The organism is Tessaracoccus sp. OH4464_COT-324, from assembly GCF_003932855.1.
Classification (GTDB): Bacteria; Actinomycetota; Actinomycetes; order Propionibacteriales; family Propionibacteriaceae; genus Arachnia.
This window is the reverse complement of record NZ_RQYZ01000003.1, coordinates 158182-170243: the sequence shown is the minus strand read 5'-3', so window position 1 is coordinate 170243 and position 12062 is coordinate 158182. Positions and strand designations below refer to the sequence as shown.

Below are 12062 nucleotides of genomic sequence, written 5' to 3'. Positions count from 1 at the left end.
CAACCACACACCAACACGAAAAACGAGTACCCACACCTAGGTACCCCACACCCACAACCTAAGCACCCATACTCACCCAACCCACCAGCGCACGCCGGTTCAGCCCCAGCGGGCTGCGGTGCGTCGCACGCTCAGCCCGGTGAGGAGCGCCTGGGCGCCGTAGCAGGCGCCGACGCCTTCTCCCGCGCGCAGCCGGAGGTCGAGCAGGGGTTCCAGGCCCAGCTCCGCCAGCACCTGGGCGTGCGCGCGTTCCCGACTGACGTGGGAGGCGACGAGCCAGCCCTGCGCGCCCGGCGTGACCCGCACCGCAGCCAGCGCGGCCACCGACGTCGCGAGCCCGTCGAGCACCACCACCTTGCCGGAGTTGGCGGCACCCAGGGTGACGCCCAGCAGCACCGCGAACTCCGGGCCGCCGAGCGCAGCCACGATGCCGATGGGATCGAGGTTTCGATCGGCGACGCGCGCGAGCGCTCTGGCCACCACCGACTGCTTGCGCTCCACCATCGCGGCGTCCGAGCTGGCGCCCAACCCGACGGCGTCGGCGACGCTCATTCCCGTCAGCGCCGCGGCCAGGGTCGAGGCGAGCGTCGTGTTGCCGATGCCGATCTCGCCGAGGCAGACCAGCCCGTGGGCGGTGGCGCCCAGCTTCACGCCCGCCTCGACGAGCGCCTCGGCCGCCGAGCGTGGGAGCGCGTCGGTTTCGACGATGTCGCCCCGGGGGCCGTGCTGCCGCACGTGGATCGCCCCGGGGATCGGGCCGTCGGCGACACCCGCGTCTACGGTGATGGAGCTGAGCCCGCAGGCGGTGGCGGTGGCGGCGCCGAGAGCGGTGCCCTCGACGCTGGCGCGCATCACGTCGGCGGTGACGCTCACGTCGAAGGCGGAGATGCCGTGCTTGGTCACCGGGTGGTCCGCGCCGACGACGATGAGGGTTCCGGTGTCCACGTCGGGTCCGGCGGCGGCCACGACCCTGTCCAACGTCTGGTCGAGCAGCCCGAGGGAGCCGGGCGGGGTGAGCAGGCGGTCGGCGTCGTCGTGTGCCCCGACGACCCGGCGCTGCTCCGGTGCCGCCACGCGCAGCGCGTTCACGGGCGCGGCGGGCGAGTCCGAGTCGGGCCAGCGCTCGTCGAGGATCACGTCGTCGAGGGGTAGCCGCTTGGACCAGCCGCGACGCTCCAGGCCGGGCGCGGGCGGGCGCTCGTCGGGCCAGCCCAGGCACAGCCAGCCCAGGGTTTCCACGCCCTCGGGCAGCCTGAGCAGGCGGGCCAGCTCGTCGGGCTGGAACAGCGTCACCCAGCCCATGCCCAGGCCGTGTGCTCGGGCGGTGAGCCACATGTTTTGGATGGCGGCCGCGCAGCTCCACAGATCCGCGTCGGTGTAGGTGTTGCGGCCCAGCACCCCGGAGGCGGGTGTGCGGCGGTCGCAGGCCACGATCAGCCCGACGGGGGCCTCTCGGATGCCTTCGAGTTGCAGGTCGAGCAGACGCTTGCGGCGGTCGGGGGTGAGCAGCTGGGCCTGCCGGAGCCGCTCCCGGTCGGCCATCACGGCTGCCGCTTCCCGGGTGCTGGCCTCGTGCACGACGATGAACCGCCAGGGCTGTGAGTGGCCCACGCTGGGCCCGTGGTGTCCGGCCTCGATGATGTCGCGGATCAGTTCGGCGGGCACGGGGTCGGGGCGGTAGCGGCGGATGTCGCGGCGGGCGTCGATGATGTTGCGCAGGTGGGTCTTGGCGTCGTCGCCGAAGGCCCAGCCATCGGGGCGCAGGCCGCGGTCGACCGACGACGTTGCGTCGCCGATCAGCGGGGTGGGGCGGTTGAAGGGGGTAGCTGGCACGTCGGCAGGCTACTCGGTTGGTTTGGGGCGCCGACGGGCGGGGTGGCCGCGCTGCCCGAGTGGCATTGAGTCGGGTCGGCTCAACCTAGTTGCGCGTGAACCTTCGCTGTGGTTAACTTGAGTCAACCCCGCTCAAGGGGACTGACCCTTAAGTCTTCAACTCTGGAGGAAACCTCAATGGCTCGTGCAGTAGGCATCGACCTCGGAACCACCAACTCGTGCGTCGCCGTCCTCGAAGGCGGCGAGCCCGTCGTCATCCCCAACGCGGAGGGTGCGCGCACCACACCGAGTGTGGTCGCGTTCTCCAACTCTGGTGAGGTCCTCGTCGGCGAGGTCGCCAAGCGCCAGGCGGTCACCAACGTCGACCGCACCGTCCGCTCCGTCAAGCGCCACATGGGCACCGATTGGAAGGTCTCCATCGACGGCAAGGACTACCGCCCGCAGCAGATCTCGGCCTTCGTGCTGCAGAAGCTGAAGCGCGACGCCGAGGCCTACCTGGGCGAGACCGTCACCAACGCGGTCATCACCGTGCCCGCCTACTTCTCCGACGCTGAGCGCCAGGCCACCAAGGAGGCCGGTGAGATCGCGGGCCTCAAGGTGGACCGCATTATTAACGAGCCCACGGCCGCGGCCCTCGCCTACGGCCTCGACAAGGGCGACGTCGAGCAGACCGTTCTCGTGTTCGACCTGGGCGGCGGCACCTTCGACGTCTCGCTGCTCGACATCGCCGACGGCGTGTTCGAGGTGAAGGCCACCAACGGCGACAACCGCCTGGGCGGCGACGACTGGGATCACACCGTCATGGAGTGGCTGGCCACGCAATTCAAGAACAAGCACGGCGTCGACCTGCTGGCCGACAAGATGGCCCGCCAGCGCCTCCAGGAGGCCGCCGAGCGCGCGAAGATCGAACTCAGCTCCGCCTCCGAGACCTCCATCAACCTGCCCTACATCACCGCCTCGGCCTCCGGCCCGCTGCACCTCGACGAGAAGCTGACCCGCGCCGAGTTCCAGCGCCTCACCCAGGACCTCCTGGACCGCTGCCGCGCACCGTTCAACGCGGTCATCAAGGACGCCGGCATCTCGGTGGACAAGATCGACCAGGTGCTGCTCGTCGGCGGCTCCACCCGCATGCCCGCCGTCGCTGACCTGGTGAAGGAACTCACCGGCGGCAAGGAGCCCAATAAGGGCGTCAACCCCGACGAGGTCGTCGCCCTGGGCGCGTCCCTCCAGGCCGGCGTGCTGAAGGGTGAGGTCAAGGATGTGCTGCTGCTCGACGTCACCCCGCTCAGCCTCGGCATCGAGACCAAGGGCGGCGTGATGACCAAGATCATCGAGCGCAACACCACCATCCCGACCAAGCGTTCCGAGGTGTTCACCACCGCCGAGGACAACCAGCCCGCCGTGATGATCCAGGTGTACCAGGGTGAGCGCGAGTTCGCCCGCGACAACAAGTCGCTCGGCAACTTCGAACTGACCGGCATCCTGCCCGCGCCGCGCTCTGTGCCGCAGATCGAGGTCACCTTCGACATCGACGCCAACGGCATCGTGCACGTCTCCGCCAAGGACCTGGCCACCAACAAGGAACAGTCCATGACCGTCACCGGCGGCTCGGCCCTCAACAAGGACGAGATCAACCGCATGGTGAAGGACGCAGAGCAGTTCGCCGAAGAAGACAAGAAGCGCCGCGAGGCCGTCGAGATGCGCAACGAGGGCGACGCGCTCGTCTTCCGCACCGAGAAGCTCCTGAAGGAGAACGAGGACAAGATCGACGAGTCCACCAAGGCTCCCGTCGTCGAGGCCGTCGACAAGCTGAAGGAAGCCCTGAAGGGTGAGGACGACGACGCGGTGAAGTCTGCCATCGACGACCTCAACCAGAAGGCCGCCGCGATGGGCCAGGCGATGTACGCGGCCGCCCAGGCCGCCGCGCAGCAGGCCTCCTCCGCCGAGCCTAGCGGCGCGGACGACGCGGAAGCCTCCAGCGACGCCGATTCGGATATCGTCGACGCGGAGATCGTTGAAGAGGATCCGAAGGAAGACAAGTGAGCGAATTCGTTCCCGACGAAGCCGTGGGCGAGGTCCTGGACCCCGCCCCGGCTTCGGCCGATGTGAGCCAGGAAGAGGCACCCGCCCCCGCGGCGGAGGCCACCGTCGACTACGAGGCCCTTGCGGCAGAGCGCACGGCTGATCTGCAGCGGCTGCAGGCCGAGTACATGAACTACAAGAAGCGGGTGGACCGCGACCGCGGGTTGGCAAAGCAGGCCGGCGTCGAGTCGGTGCTGAGCGACCTGCTGCCGGTGCTGGACGCCATCACCCTCGCCAAGGAGCACGACGATCTTGCGCACGGCGCGCAGCTGATCGTCGCCGAGTTGGAGAAGGTGGCCACCAAGCATGGGCTCGTCGGGTTTGGTGAGGTCGGGGAGCCCTTCGACCCGGCCAAGCACGACGCGCTGATGCAGGCCCCGATGACGGAACCCGTTGAGGTGGTCACTGTCAGCCAGGTCATTCAGCTTGGCTACGAGCTGGCGGGGCGAGTGATCCGCCCGGCCCGCGTCGCCGTCGCAAATCCCTAAGCGCAGGAAAGGAAGTCAATGAGCACGAAGGACTGGCTCGACAAGGACTATTACAAGGTCCTGGGCGTGTCCAAGAACGCCTCGGCGGATGAGATCCGCAAGGCGTTTCGCAAGATCGCCGCAGCCAACCACCCGGATCGCAATCCTGGTGACAAGAAGGCCGAGGCGAAGTTCAAGGAGGCCTCCGAGGCCAACTCCGTGCTCAGCGACCCCAAGAAGCGCAAGGAATACGATCAGCAGCGCAGCCTGCTGGGCGGCGGCTTCCGGGTGCCGCGCTCCGGGCCTTCCGGCGGGCAGGGCTTCGATGACCTGTTCCGCAACGCGTCGGGCTCCGGCCTGGGTGACCTGTTTGGCAACCTGTTCGGGGGAGGCGGCACGAGTCGCAAGACATCGAGCCGCGGACCCCGGCGGGGCGCCGACGTGGAGGCCAAGGCGAAGCTGAGCTTCGAACAGGCGGTGGAGGGCACGACGGTGTCGCTGCGGTCGGTTTCCGACACGCCGTGCACCTCGTGCCGCGGAACCGGCGCCCAGTCGGGGACACTGCCGCGGGTCTGCCCGAAGTGTGAGGGGGCGGGCATGACGGCCAGCAGCTCGGGTGGCGTCTTCACGTTGAGTGAGCCCTGCACGGACTGCAGCGGGCGCGGGTTGATCGTTGACGACCCGTGCGCGAGCTGCAACGGCTCGGGCCGGGGACAGTCCGCCAGCACCATGCAGGTGCGGATTCCTGCCGGGGTGCAGGACGGGCAGCGGGTGCGTATCAAGGGCAAGGGCGCTGCCGGGGAGAACGGCGGGGCGTCCGGCGACCTGTACGTCGAGGTGTCCGTCGCCCCGCACCGCATCTTCGGCCGCGACGGCCACAACCTCACGCTGGACGTCCCCGTGACCATCGGGGAGGCCTCGCTGGGAGCAGAGATCACGGTGCCCACGCTGTCGGGCAGCCCGGTGAAGCTCAAGGTGCCGCCGGGCACACCGAATGGCCGGGTGCTGCGGGTGCGCGGCAAGGGCGTGCCCCGAGCGTCGGGCACCCCGGGTGATCTGTTGGTGACGGTCAAGGTTGCGGTACCGGAGGAACTGTCCGAGGAAGCCAAGGAGGCGTTGAAGGCATTCACGGCTGCTTCGCATCAGGCCAATCCGCGCGCGGATCTGTTTGGGTGAGCGGCATGGATAACCTGCCCCAGCCGTTCGATCCGCTGGCAGCGGTCTTCCCCGTGTCCGTGGCTGCGGAGTTGGCCGGGATGCACCCGCAGACGCTTCGGGGCTACGACCGGCTTGGCCTGGTGGTTCCGCAGCGGACGCGCGGCCGGGGGCGACGTTATTCGCTGCGCGACATCGCGAAGCTGCGGCACATCCAGCAGCTGTCGCAGGGTGAGGGCATCAACCTTGAAGGGGTGCGGCGCATCCTGGCGCTGGAGGATGAGGTGGAGCAGCTGAAGGATCAGCTCGGCCGCATCACGGAGACGCTGCGCCGCGTCCAAGCCCAGGGAATCACCAGGGTGTTCACCGCCGACGGGCGCGGCAGCGTGCACACCGGACGCTACCGAGAGGTCCGCGAAATCGGCTGGCGCTAGACGCGCCACCACGTCGAGCCCGACCCCGCCCTTAGCTTGAGGAGGCACCACTGAGATGAACTATCAGTCAATGCCCGCCGGGTATCCGACCCCGCAGGGGTATGGGCCGCCCAAGAAACCCTCGACGACGGTGAAAGCGTTGCTGTTGGTTTCCGTCGTCCTGGCGGTTGTCCTCGTCGGGATGCTTGTCCAGATTCTCAGGGGCGGTCAGCCTGCGAGCTCGGAGCAGCCCACGCCTCCCAGCGAGTCGAAGGCTTCGGGCGGGGGTGCGTCGCCGTCGGAGCGCGAATCGAAGGCTCCGAGCGGGGGTGCGTCGCCGTCGGAGCGCAAGTCGAAGGTTCCGGGCGGGGGCGCGTCGTCGTCGGGGAGCGAAAGCCCCCGGAGGCAGGTTTCGGCGGACCGGCTGATGAACGTCAACGGGCTCACCGAGTTCGAGCTGGCACCCGGTTGGGTATTGGACAAACGTGAGGACGGCGAGGTCTACCTCTCCCACCCAGTCACAAAGGCCACGGTGAAGATGTTCATGGCGGAGAGCAAGAATCCCGACGCGCACCCGGCATCGATCTGCGGGCAGTTCAACCGGGAGGAGATAGCCGCCCATGGCGATCTCATCACGAAGGAGATCGTGGCGATGCCGGGATTCAACTTTAAGGGTGACCTCGATGTGACATGCGGTTACACCCGTCAGGTTGGGCCCGACGATGCCGCGCAGGGTGCCAAGAGCATCGACGGGGTGGTCAGCGTATTCCGGCCGGAGAGCAAGCCGCTGTTCCTGGTGCAGGTGGCGGAGTTTCCGGTGGGCGGGCCGGACAGCGCGGCCGAGGAAAGCAAGGCAGGCAAGGAGGCCAAGGCGATGTTCCTTGAGGGAGCCACCTACCTGGACAAGAACAGCTAGACGATGCGCCGGGCCACAACCACCGGCACAAATCCCGGGCTCGGTCGCCATGCCGTGCACACGCTAAACCGCCGCACTGTTCTCCGCGACGAGCGATAGGAAACACATGACACAGCGGCTGGCCGTCGTCGGCGAGGTGGTGGGCGCACAGTGCATGTCGCCGCACTATGTGCGCATCACTTTTCGGCTACCGCCCACCGTGGGTGGGGCCGGGCCGACGTTCGACCAGCGCATTCGGGTCGGCATCCCCAGCCCCGGGCAACCCCCGTGGCTGCCCACCAGCGCTGACTGGTACGACGAATGGCTGGCCACCCGGCCCGAAATCCGCGGCCACATGCGCACCTACTCGGTACGGGCGCTCGACCGGAGACCCACAGAAACGCTGCTGACCATCGACGTCGTCCTACACGGCAAACCGGGTACGGCACCCGGTGCGGACTGGGCGCTTTCCGCCAGGCCGGGCAACCAGGCGTCGCTGATTCTGCCCGCTCGGGGCGTGGCTGGCGTCGACATCGAGTTCGACCCCGGCGACGCCGAGACCATCGTCCTAGCCGGAGACGAGACCGCCGCCCCCGCGATAGCTCGCATCCTGGAAGACCTGCCCGGCGGCGCGCGAGGCCACGCCTTCATCGAGGTGCCGGAGGTGGCGGACCAGCTGCCGATCTCCGCCCCACCCGGCTGCACGGTGCGGTGGCTGGCCAGGGAGGGTCGACCCCGGGGGGAGCGGCTCGTCGCAGCCGTGATCCGGAACGCCACCGGCGGGCGGATGCACGCCGAACTCGCTGACCTACCCGACTACGACGAGCAGGAACTCGTCTGGGAAACCCCAACCTTCTCCGCGCTCGGCGAATCCCTCGGCGAGCCCGCCAGAGGCGGCGAGTTCTATTGGATGGCCGGGGAATGCCGCATCGTCGCCGGCCTCAGGCGGCGTCTCGTCGGCGACTACGGAGTGCCTCGCAGCCGGATCGCTTTCATGGGGTACTGGAAGGCCTGACATTCGCCCACGCTGGTGCCTATATTCGAGGAAGCGTGATTGTGGTGGTCCAGCGACCTTCCTCGACGGTGGTTTCTAATGTGCCTTGAAGCAGGTGAAGCCGCTCCTCCATGCCCACCAGCCCAAGCCCTTTACCGGTGCGGCGTCCCGGGGCGACGGGGTTGGCGAAGGTGCCAACGACCAAGTTGCTGGTTTCAACCAGGCTGAGGAGGCAACGGCTACCCGGCGGCGCATGCTTGATCATGTTGTTAGCGGCTTCGACGACGGTTTTGGCCAAGGCCGTTGATCGCGCGGCCGACACGGTGGTGAGGTTCAGATTCACCTCTGGCACCAGCCCGGCAGTGCGAAGGCGCTCGGCCTGCTCCTCGACCTGCTCGCGGAGCGTATCCGCGTCGGCCAATGGCCCGACGGTTGACGGAGCAGGCAGATCTTCACGCAGGGTCGAGAGCAGCTGGCGCAGGTCGGTTGCTGAAGCTGAGGCGTCGCGCCCCATCCCCTCAATCGTCTGCCGAGCGCCGCGCGGAATGTCCGGCTCGTCGGCCAACATCCAGGCCTGCATGGCGATGTGGGCCAGGCTCTGAGCTACCGTGTCATGAAGGTCTCGGGCCAATTCCAGGCGCAGATCCAGCATCTCGCGCTTCGCCTGAATGCGCTGCAGGGCCAGCCGTTCCGCGGCGTTGCGCCACAGCACGCCGCCTATTGCTGCAAGACCAACGAATACAGCAAGGACTGCGGAGGTGCTTGCCGTGGGCGGGAATCCCTCTACATGAACGGCTAATAGCAGATACATCGCGCCGGACAGCGCGCTGCAGAAAAGAAACCCGTAGCGAACACGACGTCCGACGATCGAGAGGACCGCAACCAGCGTGATCAGCGGGATCAAAGACGCTTCATCCGGAGGCACAACTAGTTTGGCGATCAAAGCGCACAGTAGGACGGCTGTACTAGCGCGAGGAAATGCTCCGCATAGAGCCCCTCCCAGGAAAAGAGTTGCGTCGAGCACCCAGGCATACCAGGATGTCGGTACGTTGGCTTGGCCAACGAGCCCCAGAGCGAGCATCGCAGCCGCGAGCCCCGGCTCGATTCCGGGGGACTCCAATCTTGGTAGAGTAAATCGCACGGAACAAGTCCTAACGACACGCGATGCGCAAAATACGGCACATTATCCAGTTCTTTGGAGCGCGACGGTTATGCCGAATCGTCGATATAGCGGCCCAAGCGGAGGGGGCAACGGCCGCAAGGAGGGGGAAGTTGTCGATGGCGAAGCTGATCATGGAAAGTTCCTCCACTGTTGGTTGTTGGTTTTCTGCAGGCCCAATCGTGGAGGGCAGCCGGGTGGGAGTCAACACCCGGGGGCCAGGAAGAGCCATTGGATGACTTGGTGGGTCAACTTTTGGAGACCAGGATGTCTCCGATGGTTGACCAGGGCTGGAGCTGGGCAACGTGCGTGTGTTTTGATGGGCGGTGTTCCTGCGGGAAGCCGGACTGGGAGCGGGGTTGGCGCTGGTGGAAGCAGCGCCAACCCCGCAAGACATCCAGGATAACCGAAGTGGCCGATGGGTTGTGCCATCTCGTCGCAGGGAGGCTCGGGGCAGTCGTCGAACGGAGTAGCGGTGAGCGGGTGGCATTCCCTTCCACGTAGAGCGTTGGCTGCGTCGCGCATCGAGGTCGCAGTGGTGACGGTCGCGGTGCTCTGCGTTGGCTACACCGTGAACCGGCTGTGGGCTCCACCACTTCCCGGCGGATTGCTGTGGCTGCTTCTGACGCTAGTGGTGGGGTGGGCGATCGTCGACATCGTGTGGTTGATTCCCCGCAGCCATGCGGCCTATCGCTTTCGGGCCAATGATCGGGCGGTGGAGGTCAGGCGCGGTGTGGTCGTCGAGAGTGAGCTTCTGATCCCCTTGGCTCAAGTGCTGTTCGTCGATGTGCGGCGGCCTCCGATCGCGCGACTGCTCGGCCTGGCCTCCGTGCGAATTGGGACCGTGGGATCCGCCCACGACATAGGCCCGCTGGATCCCGAAGACGCAGAGCTGTTGGCCGAGTCGATCGGACGCAGATGATGCAACGTCCGGGACCACGCCTGATTGCTGTACGGGCAGTCGACGCGCTTAAGGTTTACGTTCCCTTCATGGTACTCCAGGGCGGGTTCGCGGAGCGGCTGCCGGACTATGCCCAGTTGCCATGGCTGGTGTTTGTGTGGATGTATTCCTTGAGCCGTATTCCCGTGATTTTCTTGGACTGGATGACGATTGGGTTCGCCTTGAACGAGCAGGGCATAACCCACCGGGCAGGCTGGCCTTCTCGCACCCTCACCAGAGTGCGGTGGAGCGAGGTCAGCGCGCTCAGCGTCGAGCAGGACACTATCCATCGGCTACTGCGCAGGTATCGTGTGACGATCTCGTTGGGCGCCCAGTCTCTCCCAGCGATCGTGCTGGAAGCCGTCGCTGATGCTGATGTCCGACAATGGCGTTCTTGGTTCGAGCATGGTCGTACGACAGTCAACCAAGAGCATGAAAGGTGCTCAGAGCCTGAACAGCCGACGCCGGAACGGGTCAGCCGGGTGGGTCTGCTCGACTTGGCCATGATCTCCGTCACGTATGGACAGCCTGTACTGGTGGTACCTTTCGCGGTCAGCAGCTACTACGAGCTGGCCGATTGGGTTCACCTGCCAGGGGAGGGGGCCACCCTGGCGTGGCTTGCCCAGTCCCCGGGATGGACGCTGCTGGGAGCGCTTCTTTTAGCAGCGATCTACGGGTGGGTGCGAGCGTGGCTGCGTTACGGTGGGCACCGAGTAGACCGGGTTGGCGATTCCTACGAGATCGGTCATCGCGCCGTCGACCGATCAACCCGTCATGTGCGCGCAGCCGAGGTCATCGGGCTGCGAGTCGACCAGAATCCTCTCATGCGCCTGCTCAGGATGGGCGCACTCCATCTGGTGTTACCCGGTGCCCAGGGCACTGAGCAGAGAGTGACGATTCTTCCGGTCGCGCCTATGTCCGTCGTGGAGCGGCACGTGCAGGTGTTCCTACCTGGGGAAATCCCCACTGTGCGACAAGTCCGCCATGGGCTCTCGGCTTCGATTGGGCTGCCGCTCGCTCTCGCAGTGGCCATGCTGCTTCTCGCTGGCCTACCCTGGCCTGCCGGACTCACGGGGATTGGTGCGCTGTGGCTGGTCAACCGCACAGCTGCCGGCATCAGCGCAGGGCAGGGCGGCCGGGTGACGTTCATGCGCGGGCTGTGGGCCCGTCGCAGCTACCTGCTCAATGCGGGGGCGCTGCGGTCGCTATCCGCCTGGCGTTTCAGGGGTAGATCATGGTTGGTTGCGGCCACTTTGCTTGATCGCTCCGCGGTGACGCTCCTGGCTCCAGGGGTCTCCACGGACGATCGCGCCGGGCTCCGGGAGCACGTTCAGCTCGGATGGCCCGTCATCTGTCGACGAGCGACCACTCGTAGGCCAAAGCCGCCAGCGCGGCCCTGTTCGGGCGGCGAAGCTTGGTCAGTAGGCGGGAAACGTAGGTCTTGACCGAGTTGTGGGACAGGAACATTTCCTCAGCGATTTCGGTGTTGGTCAACCCCGAACCGATCAACCCCAGCAACTGCTTTTCTTTGAGAGTCAAACCGGGAGGCGGCTCAGAGCGCTGCGTGGTGGAGACCCGCAGCAGGTTCGCTACCAGCTTGGGCGATACCAGGGCATCGCCGCTGTAGGCGCTTCTTATTCCATGCAGCACCAAGCCTGGGTTGTCGGTTTTCAGGAGGAAACCCGACGCGCCTACCTGGATGGCTCGCATGAGCGTGCGATCGTCGCCGAGCGCTGTGAAGCACACGACCTTGCAGTTCAGCGGAGGAACCGTGAGTTGGGCAGTCACGTCGATGCCGTCGAGCTTGGGCATGTGAATGTCAACGATTGCGACATCCGGTCGCAGCTCCCGGGCCAGTGAGATGGCCTCCTCGCCGTCGGAAGCGATGCCCACCAACTCAATGTCGGTGGCGCGAGAAAGGTAGCTCTCAACGGCACGCTGAGCAAAGGGATCGTCCTCAGCCAGCATGACGCGGATCGGGGATGCCATGTTTCGATTCTAGCGTTTGCTGGAACCTTCCTCCGGACGTCTCCAAAAGTAGACAGTCATGTCCCCCTCCGGAGACAGATCACGCGCAGCACTGGCAGCGAGAACCACACAGGAGGTGGAATGGAGACGTGCCCG

The 12062-nt window shown here is 66.5% G+C and carries 11 protein-coding genes; 8 read left to right on the top strand and 3 right to left on the bottom strand.

Annotation, left to right across the window (positions count from 1 at the left end; all coding sequences use genetic code 11):
• Positions 1-99 precede the first annotated feature (99 nt).
• On the bottom strand, positions 100-1833 hold the full coding sequence (gene bluB / locus EII42_RS03550; protein ID WP_125170742.1) for a 5,6-dimethylbenzimidazole synthase: 1734 nt from the start codon (positions 1831-1833) through the stop codon (positions 100-102).
• 177 nt (positions 1834-2010) lie between these two features.
• On the opposite strand from bluB, the gene dnaK reads away from it, so the two are divergent.
• The 6 genes from dnaK (at position 2011) to EII42_RS03520 (ending at position 7860) form a co-directional block, all read left to right on the top strand.
• Positions 2011-3876: a molecular chaperone DnaK gene (dnaK, locus tag EII42_RS03545; RefSeq protein WP_125170741.1), complete on the top strand. Its 1866-nt coding sequence runs from the start codon at positions 2011-2013 to the stop codon at positions 3874-3876.
• Positions 3873-4403 carry a nucleotide exchange factor GrpE gene (grpE, locus tag EII42_RS03540; protein ID WP_125170740.1) on the top strand — a complete coding sequence of 177 codons (531 nt, stop codon included), beginning with the start codon at positions 3873-3875 and terminating at the stop codon, positions 4401-4403. The genes dnaK and grpE overlap by 4 nt, the downstream gene beginning before the upstream one ends.
• A gap of 18 nt (positions 4404-4421) precedes the next feature.
• Positions 4422-5558, top strand: a complete 1137-nt coding sequence (dnaJ, locus tag EII42_RS03535; protein ID WP_125170739.1) for a molecular chaperone DnaJ — start codon at positions 4422-4424, stop codon at positions 5556-5558.
• Positions 5559-5563: 5 nt separating this feature from the next.
• Positions 5564-5971, top strand: a complete 408-nt coding sequence (locus EII42_RS03530) for a heat shock protein transcriptional repressor HspR (protein WP_125170738.1) — start codon at positions 5564-5566, stop codon at positions 5969-5971.
• A 55-nt stretch (positions 5972-6026) separates the two neighbouring features.
• Positions 6027-6866 carry a hypothetical protein gene (locus EII42_RS03525; RefSeq protein ID WP_125170737.1) on the top strand — a complete coding sequence of 280 codons (840 nt, stop codon included), beginning with the start codon at positions 6027-6029 and terminating at the stop codon, positions 6864-6866.
• Positions 6867-6972: 106 nt separating this feature from the next.
• Complete coding sequence (locus tag EII42_RS03520; RefSeq protein WP_125170736.1) at positions 6973-7860, top strand: siderophore-interacting protein; 888 nt, start codon at positions 6973-6975, stop codon at positions 7858-7860.
• A 19-nt stretch (positions 7861-7879) separates the two neighbouring features.
• Here EII42_RS03520 and EII42_RS03515 read toward each other — a convergent pair whose 3' ends face one another.
• Positions 7880-8782: a sensor histidine kinase gene (locus EII42_RS03515; RefSeq protein WP_158676386.1), complete on the bottom strand. Its 903-nt coding sequence runs from the start codon at positions 8780-8782 to the stop codon at positions 7880-7882.
• A 634-nt stretch (positions 8783-9416) separates the two neighbouring features.
• Between EII42_RS03515 and EII42_RS03510 the strand changes: the two genes are divergently transcribed.
• Positions 9417-9920: a PH domain-containing protein gene (locus EII42_RS03510; protein ID WP_125170734.1), complete on the top strand. Its 504-nt coding sequence runs from the start codon at positions 9417-9419 to the stop codon at positions 9918-9920.
• A 68-nt stretch (positions 9921-9988) separates the two neighbouring features.
• Complete coding sequence (locus tag EII42_RS03505; RefSeq protein ID WP_158676385.1) at positions 9989-11383, top strand: PH domain-containing protein; 1395 nt, start codon at positions 9989-9991, stop codon at positions 11381-11383.
• Here EII42_RS03505 and EII42_RS03500 read toward each other — a convergent pair.
• On the bottom strand, positions 11286-11927 hold the full coding sequence (locus EII42_RS03500) for a response regulator transcription factor (protein ID WP_125170732.1): 642 nt from the start codon (positions 11925-11927) through the stop codon (positions 11286-11288). The genes EII42_RS03505 and EII42_RS03500 overlap by 98 nt on opposite strands.
• Positions 11928-12062 lie beyond the last annotated feature (135 nt).

Bases quoted from the DNA above. Each gene is read 5' to 3' on its own strand.
- dnaK (WP_125170741.1), top strand. From the start codon at position 2,011: ATGGCTCGTGCAGTAGGCATCGACCTCGGAACCACCAACTCGTGCGTC.
- dnaJ (WP_125170739.1), top strand. From the start codon at position 4,422: ATGAGCACGAAGGACTGGCTCGACAAGGACTATTACAAGGTCCTGGGC.
- EII42_RS03530 (WP_125170738.1), top strand. From the start codon at position 5,564: ATGGATAACCTGCCCCAGCCGTTCGATCCGCTGGCAGCGGTCTTCCCC.
- EII42_RS03525 (WP_125170737.1), top strand. From the start codon at position 6,027: ATGAACTATCAGTCAATGCCCGCCGGGTATCCGACCCCGCAGGGGTAT.
- EII42_RS03520 (WP_125170736.1), top strand. From the start codon at position 6,973: ATGACACAGCGGCTGGCCGTCGTCGGCGAGGTGGTGGGCGCACAGTGC.
- EII42_RS03510 (WP_125170734.1), top strand. From the start codon at position 9,417: ATGGGTTGTGCCATCTCGTCGCAGGGAGGCTCGGGGCAGTCGTCGAAC.
- EII42_RS03505 (WP_158676385.1), top strand. From the start codon at position 9,989: ATGGTACTCCAGGGCGGGTTCGCGGAGCGGCTGCCGGACTATGCCCAG.
- EII42_RS03500 (WP_125170732.1), bottom strand. From the start codon at position 11,927: ATGGCATCCCCGATCCGCGTCATGCTGGCTGAGGACGATCCCTTTGCT.